Annotated in this window: 27 protein-coding genes and 1 tRNA gene; 12 read left to right on the forward strand and 16 right to left on the reverse strand. The window is 38.1% G+C overall.

Annotated features, from left to right (window positions below; translation table 11 throughout):
* Positions 1-20: 20 nt before the first annotated feature.
* Positions 21-398 (reverse strand): J-domain-containing protein, encoded by a 378-nt coding sequence (locus IPU53_RS10595; protein WP_207450553.1) that lies wholly within the window; start codon positions 396-398, stop codon positions 21-23.
* A gap of 333 nt (positions 399-731) precedes the next feature.
* Positions 732-1,952, reverse strand: a complete 1,221-nt coding sequence (hmpA, locus tag IPU53_RS10600; protein ID WP_207450555.1) for an NO-inducible flavohemoprotein — start codon at positions 1,950-1,952, stop codon at positions 732-734.
* Between the two features lie 193 nt (positions 1,953-2,145).
* On the opposite strand from hmpA, the gene IPU53_RS10605 reads away from it, so the two are divergent.
* From IPU53_RS10605 to mreBH, 4 genes are all read left to right on the forward strand, one after another.
* The gene (locus IPU53_RS10605) at positions 2,146-2,595 is read left to right on the forward strand and encodes an RrF2 family transcriptional regulator (RefSeq protein ID WP_207450556.1); all 450 of its coding nucleotides are present in this window, start codon (positions 2,146-2,148) and stop codon (positions 2,593-2,595) included.
* Positions 2,596-2,838: 243 nt separating this feature from the next.
* Positions 2,839-4,071 (forward strand): aminopeptidase, encoded by a 1,233-nt coding sequence (locus tag IPU53_RS10610; protein WP_207450557.1) that lies wholly within the window; start codon positions 2,839-2,841, stop codon positions 4,069-4,071.
* 48 nt (positions 4,072-4,119) lie between these two features.
* A complete protein-coding gene (locus IPU53_RS10615) occupies positions 4,120-4,635 on the forward strand; it encodes an acyl-CoA thioesterase (protein ID WP_207450558.1) in 516 nt (171 codons plus the stop codon).
* A 318-nt stretch (positions 4,636-4,953) separates the two neighbouring features.
* Positions 4,954-5,961: a rod-share determining protein MreBH gene (mreBH, locus tag IPU53_RS10620; protein ID WP_207450559.1), complete on the forward strand. Its 1,008-nt coding sequence runs from the start codon at positions 4,954-4,956 to the stop codon at positions 5,959-5,961.
* Between the two features lie 90 nt (positions 5,962-6,051).
* Here mreBH and IPU53_RS10625 read toward each other — a convergent pair whose 3' ends face one another.
* The 4 genes from IPU53_RS10625 to queF all read right to left on the reverse strand — a co-directional run bounded on the left by IPU53_RS10625 (position 6,052) and on the right by queF (position 9,688).
* Complete coding sequence (locus tag IPU53_RS10625; protein WP_207450560.1) at positions 6,052-7,617, reverse strand: flotillin family protein; 1,566 nt, start codon at positions 7,615-7,617, stop codon at positions 6,052-6,054.
* A gap of 14 nt (positions 7,618-7,631) precedes the next feature.
* Positions 7,632-8,162, reverse strand: a complete 531-nt coding sequence (locus IPU53_RS10630; RefSeq protein ID WP_207450561.1) for an NfeD family protein — start codon at positions 8,160-8,162, stop codon at positions 7,632-7,634.
* Between the two features lie 370 nt (positions 8,163-8,532).
* Complete coding sequence (locus tag IPU53_RS10635; RefSeq protein ID WP_207450562.1) at positions 8,533-9,180, reverse strand: queuosine precursor transporter; 648 nt, start codon at positions 9,178-9,180, stop codon at positions 8,533-8,535.
* Between the two features lie 10 nt (positions 9,181-9,190).
* Positions 9,191-9,688: a preQ(1) synthase gene (queF, locus tag IPU53_RS10640; RefSeq protein WP_207450564.1), complete on the reverse strand. Its 498-nt coding sequence runs from the start codon at positions 9,686-9,688 to the stop codon at positions 9,191-9,193.
* A 334-nt stretch (positions 9,689-10,022) separates the two neighbouring features.
* Between queF and IPU53_RS10645 the strand changes: the two genes are divergently transcribed.
* Entirely contained in the window at positions 10,023-10,592 is a 570-nt protein-coding gene (locus IPU53_RS10645; RefSeq protein WP_207450566.1) for a beta-class carbonic anhydrase, read from the forward strand.
* Between the two features lie 328 nt (positions 10,593-10,920).
* On the opposite strand, the gene IPU53_RS10650 is transcribed toward IPU53_RS10645, so the two are convergent.
* Together IPU53_RS10650 and IPU53_RS10655 are read right to left on the reverse strand one after the other, a co-directional pair.
* Positions 10,921-11,073 (reverse strand): hypothetical protein, encoded by a 153-nt coding sequence (locus tag IPU53_RS10650; protein ID WP_207450567.1) that lies wholly within the window; start codon positions 11,071-11,073, stop codon positions 10,921-10,923.
* Entirely contained in the window at positions 11,066-11,233 is a 168-nt protein-coding gene (locus IPU53_RS10655) for a hypothetical protein (protein WP_207450568.1), read from the reverse strand. The genes IPU53_RS10650 and IPU53_RS10655 overlap by 8 nt, the downstream gene beginning before the upstream one ends.
* A gap of 163 nt (positions 11,234-11,396) precedes the next feature.
* Here IPU53_RS10655 and IPU53_RS10660 point away from each other — a divergent pair, with 163 nt between their 5' ends.
* Positions 11,397-11,687, forward strand: coding sequence for a hypothetical protein (locus IPU53_RS10660; RefSeq protein ID WP_207450569.1), 291 nt, complete (start codon positions 11,397-11,399; stop codon positions 11,685-11,687).
* Positions 11,688-12,028: 341 nt separating this feature from the next.
* Here IPU53_RS10660 and IPU53_RS10665 read toward each other — a convergent pair whose 3' ends face one another.
* On the reverse strand, positions 12,029-12,208 hold the full coding sequence (locus IPU53_RS10665) for a twin-arginine translocase TatA/TatE family subunit (protein WP_396019942.1): 180 nt from the start codon (positions 12,206-12,208) through the stop codon (positions 12,029-12,031).
* Between the two features lie 191 nt (positions 12,209-12,399).
* On the opposite strand from IPU53_RS10665, the gene IPU53_RS10670 reads away from it, so the two are divergent.
* From IPU53_RS10670 to IPU53_RS10685, 4 genes are all read left to right on the forward strand, one after another.
* On the forward strand, positions 12,400-13,017 hold the full coding sequence (locus IPU53_RS10670) for a DUF47 domain-containing protein (protein WP_207450571.1): 618 nt from the start codon (positions 12,400-12,402) through the stop codon (positions 13,015-13,017).
* Between the two features lie 16 nt (positions 13,018-13,033).
* Complete coding sequence (locus tag IPU53_RS10675; protein ID WP_207450572.1) at positions 13,034-14,032, forward strand: inorganic phosphate transporter; 999 nt, start codon at positions 13,034-13,036, stop codon at positions 14,030-14,032.
* A 309-nt stretch (positions 14,033-14,341) separates the two neighbouring features.
* Positions 14,342-14,533, forward strand: a complete 192-nt coding sequence (locus IPU53_RS10680) for a hypothetical protein (RefSeq protein WP_207450573.1) — start codon at positions 14,342-14,344, stop codon at positions 14,531-14,533.
* A 110-nt stretch (positions 14,534-14,643) separates the two neighbouring features.
* The gene (locus tag IPU53_RS10685; RefSeq protein WP_207450575.1) at positions 14,644-14,982 is read left to right on the forward strand and encodes a hypothetical protein; all 339 of its coding nucleotides are present in this window, start codon (positions 14,644-14,646) and stop codon (positions 14,980-14,982) included.
* 111 nt (positions 14,983-15,093) lie between these two features.
* Here the strand turns inward: IPU53_RS10685 and IPU53_RS10690 are convergent.
* Positions 15,094-15,166: transfer RNA gene (locus tag IPU53_RS10690), tRNA-Arg, on the reverse strand.
* Between the two features lie 178 nt (positions 15,167-15,344).
* Between IPU53_RS10690 and IPU53_RS10695 the strand changes: the two genes are divergently transcribed.
* A complete protein-coding gene (locus IPU53_RS10695) occupies positions 15,345-15,488 on the forward strand; it encodes a hypothetical protein (protein WP_207450577.1) in 144 nt (47 codons plus the stop codon).
* Positions 15,489-15,632: 144 nt separating this feature from the next.
* Positions 15,633-15,767 (forward strand): hypothetical protein, encoded by a 135-nt coding sequence (locus IPU53_RS25285; protein ID WP_278253269.1) that lies wholly within the window; start codon positions 15,633-15,635, stop codon positions 15,765-15,767.
* A gap of 72 nt (positions 15,768-15,839) precedes the next feature.
* Here IPU53_RS25285 and pabC read toward each other — a convergent pair whose 3' ends face one another.
* From pabC to IPU53_RS10725, 6 genes are all read right to left on the reverse strand, one after another.
* Positions 15,840-16,691: an aminodeoxychorismate lyase gene (gene pabC / locus IPU53_RS10700; RefSeq protein WP_207450668.1), complete on the reverse strand. Its 852-nt coding sequence runs from the start codon at positions 16,689-16,691 to the stop codon at positions 15,840-15,842.
* A 2-nt stretch (positions 16,692-16,693) separates the two neighbouring features.
* Positions 16,694-17,275, reverse strand: a complete 582-nt coding sequence (gene pabA / locus IPU53_RS10705; RefSeq protein WP_207450579.1) for an aminodeoxychorismate/anthranilate synthase component II — start codon at positions 17,273-17,275, stop codon at positions 16,694-16,696.
* A complete protein-coding gene (gene pabB, locus IPU53_RS10710) occupies positions 17,272-18,672 on the reverse strand; it encodes an aminodeoxychorismate synthase component I (protein WP_207450581.1) in 1,401 nt (466 codons plus the stop codon). The genes pabA and pabB overlap by 4 nt, the downstream gene beginning before the upstream one ends.
* The gene (locus IPU53_RS10715; protein WP_207450583.1) at positions 18,669-19,337 is read right to left on the reverse strand and encodes an HAD family hydrolase; all 669 of its coding nucleotides are present in this window, start codon (positions 19,335-19,337) and stop codon (positions 18,669-18,671) included. Before IPU53_RS10715 ends, pabB begins: the two co-directional genes overlap by 4 nt.
* Positions 19,334-20,497: a DEAD/DEAH box helicase gene (locus tag IPU53_RS10720; protein ID WP_207450586.1), complete on the reverse strand. Its 1,164-nt coding sequence runs from the start codon at positions 20,495-20,497 to the stop codon at positions 19,334-19,336. Before IPU53_RS10720 ends, IPU53_RS10715 begins: the two co-directional genes overlap by 4 nt.
* A gap of 89 nt (positions 20,498-20,586) precedes the next feature.
* Positions 20,587-21,525 (reverse strand): methyl-accepting chemotaxis protein, encoded by a 939-nt coding sequence (locus tag IPU53_RS10725; protein ID WP_207450588.1) that lies wholly within the window; start codon positions 21,523-21,525, stop codon positions 20,587-20,589.
* Positions 21,526-21,645 lie beyond the last annotated feature (120 nt).

A 21,645-nucleotide genomic window follows, 5' to 3' on the forward strand; every position in this document is an offset into this window, starting at 1 on the left:
TTCCATTTTATGTCTATGGATTATCTTAAAAATTTATCTTCTATTTGATCTTGATATTTTCTGAACACACTTGAATTGGTTTTCATCCGCTTTTTCGACATAAGGCGATTGTACTCCGCTAACTTCTGATTTAGCTCCTTTTTCAACTCATCTTTTTCCATCTTATCTTCGGAATGACGAATTAAATCCTCTATTGACATGATCTCTTTCTTAACATTCATTTCATCAGGGGAAAAGCCAGCGTTTTTCATCATTCGATAGGCCATTTTCAGATCATCTGGAATCCCTTGCAATGAATCAGGTGGCAATGGTTTGCCAGCCCCAGGTAAATGGTCAAATGCTCCTTCTTCATAAGCCTTACGAATTTTTTCCTCTGTCATTCGTTCAAAACGATCCATTTTCCACGCCTCCCTATCAATTCTTTACTCTAAGTATACCCTTTCATCCCAGCGAAACGAAGGACAGATTATGGCGATTTTTCAAAAGTAGCAACACTCAAAAAGGAGCGTTCTTAAAGATCTAAAATCGCCAAAAAGGCTCCCTTGCCGCAGGCATCGCTTCAGCCTCCTCACTTCTCTCCGGGGTCTTCAGCTGATGCTATTCCTGCAGGCGTGTCACCGTTTTTGACGATTTTCTTAGTGTTCATTCACAAACAAAGAAGGAGGAAAATTCATTCATTTCTACTTTCTTTTTTCGTTGTTGAAGACTTATTGGACAGCCTCTGCATATTTTTAAGCGGGCGTTGTTTCTTTCGTAATTTGCATCGCAGGGCCAAAGAATTCAAAACGGATATTTTCTTTAGGTATTCCTAAATGTGCAAGCATGTTGACGACATTTTTTAAAAATGGAACTGGCCCACACACGTAACAAACCGTATTCTCGGCTATTTTATCTTGCAAAAATTCTTCCGTTATATAACCCGTGAAATGATGATCTCCATTTTGAGCGATCGGTTTTTCATACCCATAATAATAAGCACCATTATTCAATTGTTCGACAAGATTTGCGGCTTCTTTGGCAAATGCATGAACTTCTTCAGTTCTCGCTGAGTGAATAAAGGTGACCGTTCGGGCTGTATTGTCTTGTACTAAAGTATCAAGCATGCTCATCATTGGCGTAAGGCCAACTCCTCCACTTATGAGTGCAATGGGTGCTGTTTCTTCTTCCACTAAATGAAAATCACCAGCTGGTGCACTGACTTCAACTTGATCTCCGACTACAACATGATCATGGAGATAATTCGATACCTTTCCATTAGGCTCAAAGTCCTTTTCCTTTTTAACGGAAATTCTGAAATATTCTTTACTTGGGGCGCTTGAAAGACTGTATTGGCGATTGAGCGTGTAGGTCTCTCCGGGAATTTGAACTCGAACTGTAATGTATTGCCCTGGTTTATAGGTTGGGACAGGTTTTCCATCAACTGGCTGAAGATAAAAGGATGTAATCACTTCACTCTCTTGGACTTTATCGATTACCTTGAAGAACTTAAAATCCTTCCAGCCTCCTGATTGTTTTTCAGCTTCTTCATATAAATCTTCCTCTAATCCAATGAAAGCTTGTGCAATAACACCATAGGCTTCTCCCCATGCCTCGATCACTTCATCTGTAGCTGCTTCGTCAAGCACTTCTTTAATCGCTATTAATAGATGTTTCCCGACAATTGGATAATGTTCAGGTTTTACTCCCAAGCTTCTATGCTTAAAAGCAACCTGTTGAACGGCGGGTAGAATCATTTCAAGTTGATCAATATTCTTTGCAGCTGCATAGACCATATTAGCCAATGCTGTCTGTTGACGACCTTGAGATTGGTTCGCATGATTAAATATATTTAATAGTTCTGGATGATGGGTGAACATGTTTTTATAGAATACAGAGGTAATGTTCACTCCTTGGTTTTCCAATACAGGAGCCGTTGATTTAACAATATCGATCGTTTTTTGTGAAAGTGTCATTTGAATACCCCTCTTAACATGTATTTTAAATATATCTTTACTGTATAATAATCTATTTTTAAAAGCAATATTTTAAATACATGTTTAAAATACTGTCACAAAACCGTCTTGAAATGTTCAAGAATGAACAAAGGGACCCTCTCGCTTTTACCTAGAAGCTGAATCCCTGTATAATACGTGATAGGTGATGATTATGAGATTAACAAATTATACAGACTATGCCTTACGCGTGTTAATTTATATAACGGCCAAAGAACAAGATCAACTTTCTACAATCTCTGAAATTGCAGAGGCTTACGATATATCAAAAAACCATTTAATGAAAGTCATTCATGAACTTGGAAAGCTAGGGATCATCACAACCATTCGAGGACGTGGAGGCGGGATTAAATTAGCTCTTCCTCCCGAAGACATTAATATCGGCGCACTTGTTCGAAAAACAGAAGACGATTTTAAATTAGTTCCTTGTTTTGAAAAAGGCAATCATTCTTGTGCAATCTCGCCGATCTGTGGTTTGAAACACGCACTAAACAAAGCCTTACTGGCATATTTGCAAGTGTTGGATGAATATACTTTAGCAGATATTGTTGTGCAACCGGATCGCTACCGTACCCTGCTTGGAATCAATCAGCCCAAATCTTAATAAAAGAGCCCCATCATAAATCCTATGTGACTAATTTTGTTGTTTTCTCTTCATTTAGGGTTCTATGGGTCGTTCTATGTGATCGCTTTGAGGTTTTTATGTGACCAGTTTGATGTTTTTCTTTCGAGTGCAGGTATTTTAGCGCTCAAATCCTAATGTGAGCTTCTAGCATGAGTTGGATATATTTTCTTTCATTGCTAAAGTATAATAGAGATAGACTACATATTATAAAGGAGAATAGTTATGCCAAATTTTCAAGAAAACCTAGAGAAATACGCAGCATTAGCTGTCCAGGTAGGAGTGAATGTTCAAAAAGGACAAACACTTGTAATCAATGCAGCAATTGAGACGGCAGAATTTATTCGTCTTGTTGTTAAAAAGGCTTATGAAGCAGGTGCGAAAAACGTAATTGTAAACTGGAATGATGATACAATTTCCAGATTGAAATATGATTTAGCTCCTGACGAAGCTTTCCAAGAATATCCAATGTGGCGGGCTAAAGAGGTTGAAGAACTTGCAGAAAAAGGGGCCGCTTTTATGTCCGTTGTCTCCTCTAGCCCTGATCTTTTAAAAGGGGTCGATTCCTCAAGAATTGCCAATTTCCAAAAGGCTGCTGGGAAAGCAATGGAGAAGTACCGCCAATATATTCAATCAGATAAAGTCAGTTGGACTGTAATCGCCGCTCCTTCCAAAGATTGGGCAGCAAAAGTCTTCCCTGATGCTGCTTCAGATGAGCAGGTTAAACTGCTTTGGGAAGCGATTTTTAAAGCGACACGAGTAGATACAGAAGATCCTGTTGTGGTATGGAAAAAGCATGATGAAACATTGCATGAAAAAGTCGACTATTTAAATCAGAAGCACTATAAAAAACTACATTATAAAGCACCTGGAACAGACTTAACGATTGAATTGCCTGAAAGACATCTTTGGGCTGGTGCTGGCAGCTTGAATCAAAGCGGGCACGAATTTATGGCCAATATGCCGACAGAAGAAGTCTTTACAGTCCCACAAAAAGAAGGTGTGAACGGTTATATTTCTAGTACAAAACCGCTAAGCTTTGCCGGAAATATTATTGATGAGTTTACTGTCACTTTTGAAAATGGACGGATTGTCGAGACAAAAGCAAAAGAAGGCGCAGATATTTTAAAACAATTAGTCGAAACCGATGAATGTTCTCACTATCTTGGAGAAGTAGCCCTTGTCCCACACAGTTCTCCCATTTCTCAAGCGAACATCTTATTCTACAATACTCTATTTGATGAAAATGCCTCCAACCATTTAGCTATTGGGAGTGCGTATGCCTTTTGTATCGAGGGTGGGAAAGAAATGTCCCAAGAAGAATTAGCTGAAAACGGCCTAAATTCCAGTATTACACATGTCGACTTTATGGTAGGCTCTGCTGAAATGGATATAGATGGCATTACAACAGATGGGAAAGTTGAACCTGTATTCCGCAATGGGGAATGGGCATTTTAATGATAACTGGCTTCTGAGAAGCTTTCAGAATGGGAGTTGTAAAAACAAATGGAACAAGCTAAGAAAAAGCCGATGAAAGAAACATTGACCATTAAAACGAGCCATGTCTTCCCACCTGACGCCAATCATCTTGGAACTTTATTTGGCGGCAAATTAATGTCTTATATCGATGATGTCGCTTCTATCGCAGCAATTAAGTTAGCGAGAAGGCCTGTTGTGACGGCTTCAACGGATTCAGTTGACTTTATTAAACCGATTAAAATTGGTGATTCTGTGACCTTAGAAGCGATTGTCACATGGACGGGTTATAGCTCAATGGAGGTATTTGTAAAGGTGATTGCGGAACAATTACTTACCGGGGAAAAATCGGTTGCCGCTCTGTCATTTCTAACCTTTGTCGCCTTAGGAGCAGATGGAAAACCTACCGCAACTCCCGAAGTTTATCCAGAAACAGACGAAGAAAAATGGCTTCATCAAACGGCAAGTCGTAGGGCAGCTCATCGGAAGTCCAGAAAGCAAGAGAGTAAAGATTTAGTCACCTTTTTCTCGAACAATTTCATATAAAATAAAACTTCAACAAGTGGGAGTTTCTACCACTTCGTTAATAAGGGGCCCGACTAAAGAAGGAAGCTTTGTTATTAAAGAGCTTCCTTTTTTGTAACATTTTTACAGACGCGTTAAATTTTCTTAACAAGGAAACCAGCATTTCTCTTCTTTTGCTTGAATTCTCTAGGTTTCTTTCTTCTTCCTTTGTAACATAACAAATTCTTCCAATTTCTCCCACCTGTTTTTCGGGAAATTATTCTTTATACTATATTTGGTGAACCTTTATAAACAACTGAAAAAGCATATACAAATTTAATGGATAAAGGATGAATGAGTATGTTTGGGAATGCAGAAATTGGAATTGATCTTGGGACAGCGAATGTCCTTGTTTATACAAAAGATAAAGGGATTGTTTTAAATGAACCTTCTGTTGTAGCCATCAATACACAAACCAAACAAGTATTAGCGGTTGGAACAGAAGCAAAAAGTATGATTGGAAAAACGCCAGGAAATATTGTAGCTGTCAGACCATTACAAGATGGAGTGATTGCTGATTTTGATATTACAAGTCAATTGTTAAAAGCCATTATTAAAAAGGCTGGAAGATCACTTGGTTTTTCATTAAGAAAACCGGATGTCGTTGTTTGTACTCCGTCAGGAGCCACCTCTGTTGAACGGAGAGCGATTCAAGATGCAGTTCGATCTTGTGGTGCCAAAAATGTCCATTTAATTGAAGAACCAGTAGCAGCAGCGATTGGTGCAGGTCTTCCCGTAGAGGAGCCGATTGCGAATGTCATTGTTGATATAGGTGGTGGCACAACCGAAGTAGCGATTATTTCTTACGGGGGTGTTGTGACTTGCCATACGATTCGCGTTGGTGGAGATCTATTTGATGAGAGTATCATCCAGCATATTCGGAAAAAGTACAATTTATTAATCGGTGAATTTTCAGCAGAAACAATCAAAATGGAAATTGGCTATGCGTTGGTTGAACATGAGGAAAAAAACATGGATATCCGCGGAAGAGATTTAGTCACTGGCCTTCCAAAAACAGTCAATCTTAGTTCCTACGAAATTCAAGCAGCTTTAAAAGAATCGTTGTTAAATATTTTAGAGGCGATACGTGCAACATTAGAAGAATCTCCCGCGGAATTAAGTGGGGATATTGTCGAAAGAGGAATTATTTTAACTGGTGGAGGAGCCTTATTAAATGGGATTCAAGAGTGGCTTGGGAAAGAAATTATCGTCCCTGTCCATCTTGCTCCACATCCATTGGAGTCTGTGGCCATTGGTACCGGACAGGCCCTAAAATTCATCCATAAATTAACACCTGCTCGAAAATAATAGACCTAGATTACTATACTAGCATAAGAGTGAAATTCCCAATTCTGATCTAGTCAAAAAAACTCTTGGGAGGACATCCTCCCAAGAGTTTTATTTTTCTTCTTCGTTATTGACATCTTGATTTTCATCACTTTGATTGCTTTCACGCATTTCTTGGGTTAGTCCATCGATACTCTCACGAACATTCCCTTTACCAGACAGGTTTGTTAATAGTTCTTTTACATCAATCCCTGCGGATGCTTTTAAGGATTCTTGCATCGTTGACATAAGATTTGTCGCATAGCCTGTCACCTTATTGGCACCGCTGTTTTCGCCATTGGAACCAGTATCCACAACAGTGATCTTATCAATATTGCTAAGTGGTGCCGATACTTCTTTAGCATATTCAGGAAGCATCTTTAAGACCATATCGAGAATGGCTGCCTGACCAAATTGATCGAAAGCTTCAGCCACTTTGCGTTTAGCTTCCGCTTCAGCAACCCCTTTAAGGCGAATAACCTCTGCTTCAGATTCCCCTTGAGCTCTTTGAGCATCTGCTTTCGCTTGACCATCTAAGCGCACACGTTCAGCATCTGCCTTGGCAGTCGCTTCAACACGATATTGATGGGCATCCGCTTCGGTCATTTGCTTCAATTTTTCAGCATTAGCAGCCTGTTCAACCGCATAGCGATCCGCATCAGCTTTCTTTTTAACCTCGGAATCGTATTGACGCTCACGACGTAGAATTTCTTTTTCTTCCAATTCAATTTGCTTTTGACGTTCAATAATTTTAATCTGCATTTCTTGTTCGGTTACTTCTTGTTTGGAACGAGCCGTTTCAAGATCATATGCTTGGTCCGCACTTGCTCGTGCTTTATCTTGATCACGACGATATTCCGCCATTTTCATCTGATTTACTTTCTCAGCTTCGGCGATTTCAGTTGCCCGCTCTAACTCTGAACGTTTTGCATCTTTTGTTGCTTCCGCACGTTTAATTCGTGTTTCTTTATCGGCTTCCGCTGTTGCGATATCTGCATCACGTTTCACTTGCGCAATCCGCGGTTTCCCTAAAGATTCGAGATAGCCATTTTTATCACGAACTTCTTTAATAGTAAACGATACGATCACAAGTCCCATTTTCGCTAGATCTTGAGAAGCTACTCGTTGTACTTCTTGAGAAAACTTATCACGATTTTTGTAAATTTCTTCAACTGTCATGGAGCCAAGAATAGAGCGCAGATGCCCTTCCAATACTTCTTTGGCTTCATTTTCTCGATCTTCTTTTGATTTGCCAAGAAATTGTTCTGCTGCTGTCGCAATCTCACCAATCGATCCACCAATTTTAATAATTGCTGTTCCATCGGCCATAACCGGAACACCTTGTTCAGTGTATACTTCGGGGGTCGTTACCTCTAGCTTACTAGATAGTAAACTTAATGGTTCTGCTTGTTGGAACACAGGTAATACGAATGTACCCCCACCACGGATAATTTTTATTTTATTTCCTGATTCATCTGTGTGTACATTTTTTCCACCTAAATAACTTCCAGTCACGATTAGCGCTTCATCTGGTCCTGCAGTACGATATTTTGTAATAAAGATTCCAAGCAGGGCAATTAAAATAAATACCACAATTGCTATAACAACCCAAATTCCTATATTTAGATCTGCTGGCATGCATTTTCCTCCTTTTATTTAAAGCTTGGTTGATAAGGGACTACATATAATACACCATTTTTCACTTCAATTACTAACACTTCCGCTCCTTCTGCTATGTTGGTACTTTCATAGCTTGCTGCAGGCTTAGAGATCATCCCACTATAGCTTTCAATCACTACTTCTCCAAAGCCTTCAGTCGGAATCGAGACGATGATTTTTCCAACTCGGCCTTCCAGAGACTTTTCCGTGTAGCTTAATGATTGTTCGGCTGATTTCATAGGGACTAACACAAACACATTGAGAAGTACATCCAGTAACAGCGATATAAAAGCAGAAATCACGATAATAATATAAGAATTTAATGAGGTCGTTTTTTCAAGAATAAACCCTCCTGCTGAAAAAAAGGTAATAAACGCTAAGATCAGAACAGGATTTAAAAAGGGAATGACCTCATCGGCTCCATCAAAGATATCGCCAAAAAACAAATATAAGAGCGTTAAGACTCCAGAAGCAACAAGCAAAATAAGATAAATCGTTTCAATCGGATAACCAAATACTGTCATCGTCATCACTCTTTTCATATTGCTTTTAGATGTTAACTTACGAATACACCACCTATCTATCTATTGTGTACTAAGTTATACGAGTGAGTAAATAAATTGGTTTCAAAATTTAATCTTTTTTTCAAAAAAATTTTCCTTTTCTAGAGCTCCCCCTCTGATGAGATGAAGAAATAAACGTTTTATGTATAGATAAGAGACATGGAGCTACATAGATTCGTTATCATGAGACAGGGACAAAAGTGTTTTCACCAAAGAAAAAACAAACTAGTATGGTATATATACTCGCTCCGGAAATATACTTCGCCAAGGCAATATTGTTCGGCTTTGATGCTTAACATTTAGTTATGTCCCGGTCTCCGGTCTTTTTGTGTTACTCTTGAATAAGATGGGGTTCAGTTTTATGTTGGCTTCTTCGTTCAATCCCTCTACACACCTTAACACCTAAATATACAAACGGTGTATCAAGGATCGCGACTAAAAACTTAAAGACATATTGGGTCGCGATTAGGCCAAGCAGAGCTAGAAACGGCATGGTACCAAAAAAGGCAATCGTTACGAAAATGATCGTATCCACTAGTTGCCCCACCATTGTGGAAACGTTATTGCGGATCCATAACTTCCCATTGCCATGCCGTTGCTTTAAACGATGGAAAATTGTAACATCCAAATTTTGACTGACTAAAAAGGATAGCAAACTCGCAATGGTCACACGAAAACTTGCGGAGAAAATCGTCGCAAACTCGGGTTGATGCTCATAATAGGGAGCCGCCGGTAATTTTATTGTAATATAGATAAAAACCACAGCGGCAATTTGTGTAAAGAGTCCAGCCATAACCGTTTTTCGTGCCGCTTCCTTTCCGTAAACTTCTGTAATCGTGTCTGTGATTGGATAGGTAAAAACATAAATAATCACAGCAGCAGGCAGAACAGCCCAACTACCGAGACTAAATAATTTCACCGCCAAAATATTGGATAAGATCAATAATCCAACATAGGCGCCATTCAAATATAAAAGCATCGTGCCCCCCCTAACGATTATCCACTTTTTCAGGGTACATATCATGATTCATTAGACGGTGCTCGGCCATTTGTTCATATTTTGTCCCTGGTTTACCAAAGTTACAATATGGATCAATGGATAATCCACCACGTGGAGTAAATTTCCCCCATACTTCCACATAGCGTGGTGCTAATACTTTGATTAAATCATCCATAATCGTATTAACACAATCCTCGTGAAAATCACCATGATTACGAAAACTAAATAAATAGAGTTTCAGCGATTTACTTTCGACAATTTTCTTATCAGGAATGTAACTAATATAAATCGTTGCAAAGTCGGGTTGTCCTGTTTTCGGGCATAGTGATGTAAATTCTGGACAGTTAAACTTGACAAAATAATCTCTTCCTGAATGTAAATTATCGATCGGTTCTAATACTTCTGGTGAGTATTGGTCTAGATACTTTGTTTTTTGATTCCCTAATAACGATAAATCCTGTAATGTTTCTTCATCTCTTCCTGCCATAAAAAATAGCCTCCTTTTTATGAAAAATGCAAGCCGCCGTATGGATAAACAGTCGTGGCGTGACGTCCTGACCTCCATCACATAGCTCAAAAAGCCATATCGCGACGGATATGGCTTGAATTTCGATTCATCCATAGTTTTTTATAGAGGGTTAATCGCTATGAACCTCTCCCCGTCAGGGCTATTTAATTCCTTCCCTATCTTACCGCCTTCTCTTGCTTTTCGTCAATACCAATTTTCCAGAATAAAGCGGCTAAAAATTTTTTTCAAAATCGTTTATACTTTTTTTTTCAAATAAACTTCTATAAAATAGTGATAGAAAGGGTGAAGAAAATTGACATTATTATCAGAGATACTCGAATACAATCAACAATTTACAGAGGAAAAACTATATGAAAACTTTTCTACTACAAAGTTTCCAGATAAGAAAATGGTAATCTTTACTTGTATGGATACGCGACTTATTGAATTGCTTCATAAAGCAATGAATATGAAAAATGGTGATGCAAAAGTCGTCAAAAATGCTGGAGCGATTTTGACACATCCTTTTGGAAGTATTATGAGAAGTCTACTCGTTGCTGTCTATGAATTACAGGCGGAAGAAGTTTGTGTCATCGGCCACCACGATTGTGGCATGAGTGCCCTAGATTCCAAGAAAATGATTCATGATATGAAAGAACGTGGAATTACTCAAGAAACACTTGATATTGTTACACATTCGGGGATTGATTTAAATCAGTGGCTACAAGGGTTTGACAGTGTCGAAGAAAGTGTCACCCATAGTGTAGATATGATCCGTAATCATCCTCTTATGGTCAAAGATGTTCCCATTCATGGACTTGTGATTGACCCAGAAACTGGAAAATTGGATGTCGTTGTGGATGGGTATAAACATACAAAATAACAAAAAGAGAAGACAAGGCTGAGACAAAAGTGTTTTCACTCAAGAACAAACACTACTAGGTGCATATACCCCGCTCCGGAAATATACTTCGCTTTCCGCGGGCGGCTGGTGAGCTCCCCGTGCTGTCGTACTATGGGATCTCACCAATCTCTTTACGACGAACACGATGTTTCTAGTGTCGGCGCTGGCACCAGGACGTGACCGCCATTAGCCGACCTCCCGTTGGAGTCTAGGCAACCATTGTTCGGTATTGAATGTTAGCATTTAAGTTATGTCCTAGCCTTGCCTTCAGATTATGATAAATCAGGCTCTAGAAAAGCGATTATATTCACGGACAATCCTGCTCTTTCTTGCTTTTATCTTCTTTCTTTTTCTTAGATTTATCGGTGATTTCAGGTATTTCATAGTATTTTGCAGCATTGATATCACCGAATTCCGAGCCAAATTCCTCATTTGTTTTCCGATCTTTTTTCTTACTCATTTGCCCTTCCCTTCTTTCCATACTTCGAATTACGATTTGCTCCTTTACTCAGATCTTCTTCAGTCGCAAATTCAGCAGTAAAATCGGACTCTTCGATATTTTCAGTAGGTGTTTTCGCATATTTTTCTACAGCATTTCTTGTTGCTTTTCTTTTCACCATTGAGCATCCTCCTAAATATGTGTGCCTCTCGTCCCTTATTCTTCCCTATCGTCCATTTCCTTAACAGCACCACTATTTTCCAACTATTCATTGAAAAAAAGCTGAAGAAAATTCAATCTTTGGGAAACAATAAACATCATTATATAAAGTTGAAGGTGATAGTATGGAGTTTCCAGTCATACATACAAATTTTTGGGATGGTGTTATTGCTGTACCGTTAATCGTACTGATTACACAATGCTTTAAATTTTTTCCAATTCCTCGTCAATATTTTCCAACCATTGCATCACTGCTTGGGTTTTCTATTTCCATTTTTTATAGTCATAGACATAACCTTTGGGCGGGATTTTTTATGGGTGGCTTTTATAGTGCAGCAGCTGTAGGTACGTACTCCTCTCTCAAAACATCATGGATAGCATTTAAAAATAGAAAAAACAAAAAGGCCCAAAGCTAAGATATCCTCCATAAAATAGGTTTTACAAATGGAAAAAGTCATCATTTATAATGATGACTTTTTTAAATACTTCACGAATATATTTGATAACTTGTTATTTTTCTTAAGATAAATTGCCGCGGTTATATTCTTTCTTAAACCTAAACGACGTAAGCCCTACCTCTCATACATCCTTACGGCTCCGAAGCCGATCCAGTGTGAATAAGTCTTTACAAAAACATAGTAAGAACGCCAAATCATTTATTTCATCTATTTAAATATTTTCAAGTTCATTCGATAAGTAACATTTAATATACCACGAAAAACTCTTTTAATCAAGTCCTATTACAGATTGCTCTATTTCAGGATTGATTATTGTCTTTCTTTTCAGTTTCATCCTCATTAGATAAACCTTGGGTTGCTTTTTTAAATTCTTTCAAGGTGCTGCCCAGTGCCTTTCCTAGTTCAGGTAATTTACGGGGGCCGAAAATAAGCAGAGCAACAATAAGAATAATAACAAGACTACCGATTCCTGGTCTCACAAAAAGCATCTCCTTTTTTATTTATATCATACTCCTTTCCGAACAAATTTAAAAGGAGGAGCCCGAATAAGTCGACACAAACAATCCTAATGTAAATTTTATGTAAATGTTTCGTTAAGATTATGTCGTATATTGTCAAATTACGCTATTATAATATGGCTTGATTGATTATAAAGGGGAGAAAATAAAAAATGTTTAAGAAAAAAGAGGATCCATTTTTTATTCATTTAGCCAATATCTCGGCTAACCTAACGGAAAGCATGAATTATTTCATGGATTATAAGCTAACCAATCTAGAAGATCTAAAAATCTTCTCCGACAAAATGAAGGATTATGAAAGTAAAGGAGATTCACTCGTTCATCAGGTTATCTTAGATTTAAATAATGTCTTTATTACCCCCATTGAAAGAGAAGATATTTTAGCGCTTGCTATGAATATGGATGATGTACTAGATAGTCTAGAGCAAACAGCAGCCTTATTCGATATGTACTCTGTGACAACAGCAGATCATTATATGTATCAATTTGTGGATGCTATCAAAAAGTGCGTCCTAGAAATTGAAGAAGCCATTGGGGTATTATCCCCAAAAACCCTTCCTTTAATTAGAAAACATGCGATAAAAATTAAAGCTTATGAATCTCAATGTGATGCGATACTACGTGAGTCTATTCAACATTTAATGCAAACTGAAAAAGACCCAATCCGAGTGATTCAGTATAAAGAAATTTATGAGGAACTGGAGGAAGTGGCAGACTGCTGTGAGAATGTCGCTAATATTTTCGAAGCTATTATTATGAAAAATGCCTAAGGAGTAAATATATAACATGAATACATTCCTAATCGTAACGCTTTTAATTGTCTTTTTTGCAGTCGTGTTCGACTTTATTAACGGGTTTCACGATACAGCTAATGCGATCGCCACTTCGGTTTCAACGAAAGCTTTACAACCAAGACATGCCATTCTATTAGCCTCTGTCATGAACTTCGTTGGTGCTATGACATTTACGGGAGTGGCCAAAACGATTACAAAGGATATTATTGATCCTTTTACATTAGAAAATGGGACAACCATCATCCTTGCAGCTCTATTAGCTGCAATCATTTGGAACTTAGTCACTTGGTATTATGGAATCCCAAGCAGTTCCTCTCATGCGCTGATTGGCGCCATTGCAGGTGCTGCCATTGCCGCCTCTGGCTTTCACTCATTAAATTATAGTGGTTTTCTAAATATTATAAAAGCGTTGATTTTGTCCCCCCTTCTCGCCTTTGCCGTTGGTTTTATTGTTTATAGTATAGTCAAAGTAATTTTTAAAAACAGCAATTTGACGAAAACAAACAAAAACTTCAGGAGGGTACAGATTGCGACAGCTGCTTTGCAAGCATACTCTCATGGAACAAACGATGCTCAAAAAGCGATGGGGATTATTACGATGGCTTTAATTGTCAACAATTACCAACAATCAGATGATGTTCAATTATGGGTACAATTTATTTGTGCTTTCGCAATGGCGATGGGGACTGCATTGGGTGGATGGAAAATCATCAAAACCGTTGGTGGGAAAATTATGAAAATCCGTCCAGTCAGTGGAGTTGCTGCAGATCTAACAGGGGCTTCCGTTATTTTTGGTGCAACTGCTATTGGTCTACCAGTCAGTACAACCCATGTAATTTCTTCTTCCATTTTAGGGGTTGGCGCTTCCCACCGATTGAAAGGTGTTAAATGGGGAACCGCTAAAACAATGCTCATTACATGGCTGATCACACTACCGATCTCGGCTATCCTTGCAGCTATCTGTTTTTTCATTCTTAATCTCTTCTTTTAATAGGTACTTTTCCTTGCAAATGTAAAACGATCCAAAGCAAATTTCCCGGAAAATAGTAAGTTTTGAAAAGTTGGTTTACTAAACATACTAACATTAGTAGCACAAACAATGGCCTTGGTCTGTTCTACTAATGTTAGTATGTTTTTTATCCATATACCAGTGCGACTTTTGACACTATTCTCCGCAGAAAGTTTTTTACGATTAACAAGGTAATCTTATTTTCCAGACCAGCCATTTTTATGAATAAGAAGGATATTGGAGCAATATGTCGAAATAAGGAATAGGTCGAAAATAGATGGAGGATCATTAATGAAATTTAAAAAGCCACGATCTCCTTTAAAAAAGATCCAAGCACAAGCTAAAAAGTCAGTCAGAAAAAACATTGTTCCTGGCTATGTTAAAGGTGGAGCAACAGCTTTAAAAGATCCGATAAAGTATGCCACGAAAAAAGCAACAGGTCAACCATTATCGAAAGAAAAAAGGCTTTTTCACGTTATTTAAGTAGTTGTGCTACTCCCGAATAAAGCGAACTAAAAAAGAAGAATGTAATCAAGTGAGGTATGTAGATTGAAATCGTATAGAAAACAAACAAGGAAAGCCGGAGGGTGAAAATGGCTCAAGTCCAAAAGGTTGAAACTTACAAGGGCAGAAATTCTTTTTTCGATGGGGGTCTACTACAATACATAGGTTGGGTTATTCTTGGCACACTCGTAACGACTTGTACCTTGGGTATTTGTTACCCTTGGTCTATCACTATGATCTATGGATGGAAAATCAATCATACTGTTATTGAAGGTAAGAGAATGCAATTTCACGGTTCTGCCATTGGATTATTTGGCCATTGGATTAAATGGTGGTTCTTCACCATCATAACACTTGGTATTTATGGTTTTTGGGTGTTCATTAAATTAGAAGATTGGAAAGCTCGTAATACGACATTTATTAATTAAGAAAGTTTTGGAACAAATTGCCTTCTCATTCGCGCCAGGGCATTTCCCCACACAAAAAATAGCAAGGGCACAAAAACGCTGTAACCCTTGCTATCACTTACCTCTACATGACGGCCTCGGCAGGAATCGAACCTGCGGCACATGGTTTAGGAAACCAATGCTCTATCCTCTGAGCTACGAAGCCACAATTTCATCACTATTTTTCACGACTTATCCATTATAATACAAAGTTTCTTTGAATAAAAGCCCTAAATATTATATAATGAATTTGAACGAGTTTTTGACTCAGCTTAATGTACAACTTATCAAGTTTAAGACGTTTACGTCTTCTATGTATATATAAATAAGAGGGGGATTTCAAAATGCAATTTGGAATTTTAATTGGACTAGTCATTGTTCTTGGTACAGTCGCTTCATTCTTGTCTTACTTTATTTCTAAAACTCTTAATTTTAATGATTCATCAAAAGTAGATGAAGTTCCTGACAAATATACACATACCAGCTAATCACAATCATCACTTCTATTGTCATCCATACAGTAGAAGTGATTTTTTTATAGTTTTAGAATATTTTCAAAGGGTAATGGAATACTAATGGGTATGAAGAGTGTTACTTCTGTTCCAAATTTTGTATAAAGAGGAGGAATAAGAATGGGTGTAGGAGTTGCCATTGGCATGATCGCTGTGATTATGTTAATTGCCCTTTTTCTCGTTTATTTCTTACGTGGTCCACTCAACTCAGAAGATGCTCACACAGTTGATCGTCCCCCAGATGACAAAGACTAATTTTTAGGGTCTGTCTAGAAAAGGCTGTTAGTCTTTTTTCAGACAGACCCTTCGTTCAAAAAGTCTAATAATCTATTTTGTTGAAATATGCAGATCCACAGTCTGGTGATACAAGTGATAAAGTTGTTTGGTATAGATGCCATTCTTTCCAGAAAAGATGTGCTCTTCACAATTTTGCACCGGAATTATTTCTTGGATCGAATTGGTCAAAAATACTTCTTCTGCCCTAAGTAGATCTTCCTTTTGATAAAAACCTTCCTTCACTCTTAAACCTATCTTGACTGCCAGTCCCAAAATAAACTCTCGGGTAATGCCTTTCAGGATTCCTGTTTCAACAGCAGGTGTGTGAAGGACATTGTCTTCAATCCAGAACAGATTTGAAGTCACTCCTTCCGCTAAAAAACCTTTCTCTGTCAGAAAAATCCCTTCTTTATTTGGATCAGCTCCTACTTCTCGTTTAGCGATCACATTATTCATAAAATGATGCGATTTTAAACGTGTGACCATTTCTGGGGTATTTCTAGTTAATCTTAAAAATATGATCTCTTTATCTCTTAATGGTTTGAATACCGGAAGTTCTTTTTGAAAAATGATAACGGTCGGCGATTCATATGCAGTTGTTTGAATACCTACCTGTCCGGGACCAGCGGAAACATTGAAACGAATATAGGAATCAGGCAAAGCATTTAACTCTGATAGCTTCTGAATCCACTCCAATACTTCGGCATACTTGAATTGTCTCGCTATTTGAAGTTGCCTCAACCCACTATTTAATCGATCTAAATGTTGCTCAAGTAAAAAGGGATGCCCTTTATATGTTCGCAAGGTTTCAAAGACTCCTAAGCCATATAAATAACCATGATCGAACGGGGAGATGCTTGCTTTTTCTTGCCGAATAAACTCACCATTGAAGTACATGTACATCATTATACAACTCCTGTCTGATACGTTTGCAAGAAATTAAATAACAACTCCTTGCCTGCCTCTGTTGTAATCGACTCAGGATGAAATTGAATACCTTCCACTGCCCATTTTGTATGGCGTATGCCCATAATCTCTTCACTTACTGTCCAAGAGGTGATGCTTAAGCAATCTGGTAAACTTTCTTTTTCAACAATAAGAGAATGATATCTTGTCGCCTGAAAGGGACTCGGTACCTCGGTATAAATCGTCTTTTGATCATGGTATACTTCCGAGGTCTTTCCATGAAGCAGTTGCTTTGCTTTTACTATTTTCCCCCCAAAGGCTTGAGCTATTGCTTGATGTCCTAGACAAACTCCCAATATTGGAATCTTCCCTGAAAAATAACGGATTACTTCTAGGGAAATGCCAGCTTCATTTGGCGTACATGGACCAGGTGAAATCACAATATAATGAGGAGAAAGCTGTTCAATTTCATTTAGACTGATTTTATCATTTCTTTTGACAACAACCGATTCTCCTAATTCTCCTAAATATTGGACAAGGTTATAAGTAAATGAATCATAATTATCAATCATCAGAATCATCGAACGCTCTCCTTTTTCTCAGCTAATTCCATTGCTCTCCATAATGCCTCCGCTTTCTTCAGCGATTCTTTATACTCTGCTGCAGGATTCGAGTCAATCACAATTCCTGCTCCAGCTTGTACATGGGCCATCCCTTCCCGCACAAGCATCGTTCGAATAACAATATTTAAATGCAAATCTTCGTTAAAACCGATCCAACCAAGCGAACCTGTATAAATCCCTCGTTTGACTGGCTCCAGTTCTTCAATAATCTCCAATGTACGAATCTTCGGTGCTCCTGTAATCGTACCGCCCGGGAACATCGCTTCGACTAAATCACAAACTGTCTGCTCTTCTGCTAATTGGCCACTAACATGAGAAACAATATGCATCACATGGGAATATTTTTCCACTGTCATAAATTCATCGACATGAACGGAACCATATTCACAAACACGTCCAAGATCGTTTCTTTCCAAATCGACTAACATAATATGCTCTGCACGTTCTTTTTCATTCTCAATAAGCTCGTTGACTAATGCTTGGTCTTCATTGTCATCTTTTCCCCTTGGTCTTGTCCCAGCAATCGGTCTTGTACTCACATGTTGTCCATTTTTTTGAATTAGCAATTCAGGAGAACCGGAAATAATTTGGAAGTCAGGTGTATGGAGATACCCCATATATGGCGAAGGATTCAATGTTCTTAACTCTTTGTAAATGGCGATCGGTGAAATGCCAATTTGCCTAGATTGCCGAACAGCTAGATTCACCTGAAAAACATCACCTTCTCGAATATAGGCCTGAATCTTCTGCACAGCCTCTACAAACTCTGCCTCTGTAAAAGAAAACGAAGCATGCTCAGCAATCTCGAAATGTTCGAGTGAATTTTCTTCTTCAAGTGCTTCGGTTAACCAGCTTTGTTTCAGCGTCGCTAACTTTTTTTCTGCTTCCTTTTGGTTTAATACCATCAACCATAAGCAGTTATCTTCATGATCATAGACCGCCCACTCATCAAATATTAGAAAATAAAGGATTGGGAGCTGCAAATCATCTTCTGCTAAACTAGGCAATTCTTCGATATACTGACAATAATCATAACTAATATAGCCAATTGCTCCACCTTGAAAATCTGGAAGTCCTGGCTCTGGGCAGAATGCAAAAGACTTCATCCACTTCTCAAGCTCTGCAAGGGGCTTTCCTTCTAAAATATTCGTATTTCCGGCTTGTTCAACCTCTAATAAATTTTCATTGCCCTGTATTTTAGCAAAAGGATCGATCCCAGCTATACTATATCTACCAGCACGCCCACTCTCTAAAAGCACATGATGAGTTGAATCAGCTGTGAGAGACGCATATGTATAAAAAAAACGATCTATTGAATAAGGGATTTTTTCATATAAAAGATTGGTTTGCTTCATACGCTATTCCGTCCCCTCATGAGTTCATCAATAAGTGTTCTTAACGATTGCCCTCCCATTGTTTCGATCCTGGCATCAAATTCTTGGAATTCAAGATCTTTTGTCACTGGGTTTGGAACAATAATACAATTCATTCCTGCTCTTTTTGCGGCTATGGAGCCATTAAGCGAATCTTCAAAGGCTATGGCTTCCTCTGGATTTACGCCCAATGCTTCGACCGCTTTTACATACAATTCAGGGTCTGGCTTAACTTTTTTGACATGATCTCTTGTTTGAATCGTCTCGAAAAATCCGAGTAATTCATGTTTCTTCAGAAAAGGCATAATCCAGCTTTCATTTGAACTTGTTGCTAAACCAATACGCAGATTCAATGCTCTTGCTTCCTCTAAAAATTCCTTCACTCCTTCTCGAAGGGCGATTGTAGCCATTCTCTCTTTATGGAGCGCTAGAGCTGCTGTATTAATTGCTTCTATTTGTTCATTTTCCTTTAATTGCTCTACCATATATTGATAAAAGGCATCATCGTGTGTACCAATGATCTGTGCAAAAACTGGCAAAGGCAGTTCTACTTTATAATCAGCAAGTACTTCTTTATAACACTCATACCAAACAGTTTCAGTATCTAATAGTAAACCATCAAAATCAAAAACCACTGCTTTTATCATTTATCTCTTTTCCTTTCTTTTAATTTTTGTGATGCTTCAACAAAATTCCCTTTATAAATACGTTTTAACTTGATCGGCCGTTTAAGTTCTTTGCTGAACTTTTTCAACTCCCTTTCTTGCCTTGGTGTAACAAATGAAACCACTGTTCCCGCATTTCCCATACGACCGGTTCTACCAGATCGATGAATGTATTGATCCAAGTCCTTCGGAAAATCATAATGGATCACATGAGTAAGTCCCTCTATATCAAGACCCCTTGCCGCAATATCAGTGGCCAACAATAAAGTGATGTCTCCTTTACGCAAGGCGGTTAAGGCTAGCTCTCTTTCCCTTTTACTCAATTCACTATGAAGAAGGCCCACAGAGACATTCTCATATTTTAGCTTTTCATAAAGTACATTCATATTTCCACGATCACGGACAAACACAAGGGCTTTCACCTCATTCATAGCAGCAATTTTTTGCAATAATTTGGCTCGATCCCGTGGCTCGGCTAATAAGTACAAATGGTCGGTACGATATACAGCTTGCGATTGCACTTGACCAACCGTCATAAATTGCGGCTCTCTCCCAATCATCGCCTTAATCTGATCAGATTCTTTAATAGTAGTCGCAGAAAATAGTAATAATTGTCGATCATTCATGCTGGACTTCACAATCGTCCGGACTGTATTCAAATGCTCCTCATTTAAAAGCTGATCCCCTTCGTCGAGGACGATTGATTTTACTTCATGCATTTTTAGTTTTTTTAGTTTAATCAGCTCTAAAATTCGTCCAGGTGAACCGATTATGATTTGTGGGCGTGTTTTTAATTTCTCAATTTGCCGCTTAATATTTGCTCCACCTACGAAAGAAGCTCCTTTGACATCCGTACCTTTCGTCCACTTCTGAACTTCTTGATATATTTGCATGACTAATTCCCGTGATGGAGCTAAGATAACCGTTTGGATGGATGAGTTTTCTTCATCAATCTTCTCAATCAGTGGTAAAAGATATGCAAGTGTTTTTCCCGTTCCTGTAGGGGATTTTGCGATTATATCTTCTCCATCCATAATGGAAGAAATTACAGCCTCTTGTATAGACGTTGGTTGCGTAAAACTAGATTGGTTCCAGATTTTTTGTGTATTCGCATTGAAATTTGATAAGAATGGTTTTTTCATCGAGTTAGTGCTCCTTTGTATTTTACAGGTTCATGAATCTTATCATACTACAAAATCCATTAAAAAAACTGCCATAGTTGGCAGCTTTTTTAATGTTTCAATTGATGAATACCATTCTCCAATCGTTCATCGACAATTTTAGCATCTTCAATATGTTCCAAAATAGTTTCATGGGCACTAGTAAACAGGGTACGCGCTTGGTCTAATTCTTCTTTGACCGAATCTGTGAGTTGCTTTTGCTCCTCAATCATTTTCTCCATCGCTCCGATATCTAATTGACTGTCTTGAATCACACCCATCATTTCTTCTATATTTTGCGCAGCTTTTTCACTCATTTGAATGCCTTTTTCAATGAGCCCTGAACTCTTTTTTGTCGCTTGCAGTGCGTTTTCAATTTCTTCTTGAAGTGCATTTGTCAGTGCTTGAATATTGGCTGTGCTGTCCGCTGTACTTTCAGCTAATTTTCGTACTTCTTGAGCTACCACTGCAAAACCCTTCCCTGATTCCCCCGCTCTTGCTGCTTCAATTGAAGCGTTTAAAGCGAGTAGATTGGTTTGAGAAGCGATATCCTCGATCACATCGACAATCGATTGAATTTCTACTGATCTCTCACTAAGATGACTCATATTTTCCTCAGAAGATTCGATTTCCTTCCCCAACTCCTGAATAATTTGAGCCGTGTTTTTTACATCTTCAGCGTTTTGTTGAGAACGCTCTACTTTCCTTTTTGAAAAGTTTTTTAAAGACATGCCTTTCTCATAAAGATTGCTTGATTTTTGCGCTGATTGTTCACTAATCTCATACACATTGCTAAATCTATTCTCGATTTGAGAGATAACCTCTTCCAATAGACTATGTTGAGAATTCACTTTTTCATGCTGTGAAATGGCAGCTTGTAATTCATTCCTTATATTCAAAAACCAATCTCGGTCTTCTTCTTCTTTAATTTCATAGGATTTTCTTAATTGTTCCATTTCTTCAAGTAATGTATTCACTTGTTGCTGATCTTTCTTCTTTGTCTTAAACATCGCTTTTCCCCCACATGACCTTTTAACTAAATCATAACATAATTACCTTTTTTTGTAACCTTTAGTTCAAAAGTTTCGACATCTTTTTTACGATAATAAATAATCCATATACTATGGTTC

It is taken from the genome of Bacillus sp. SD088 (assembly GCF_017355205.1).
Taxonomy (GTDB): domain Bacteria; phylum Bacillota; class Bacilli; order Bacillales; family Bacillaceae_C; genus Lederbergia.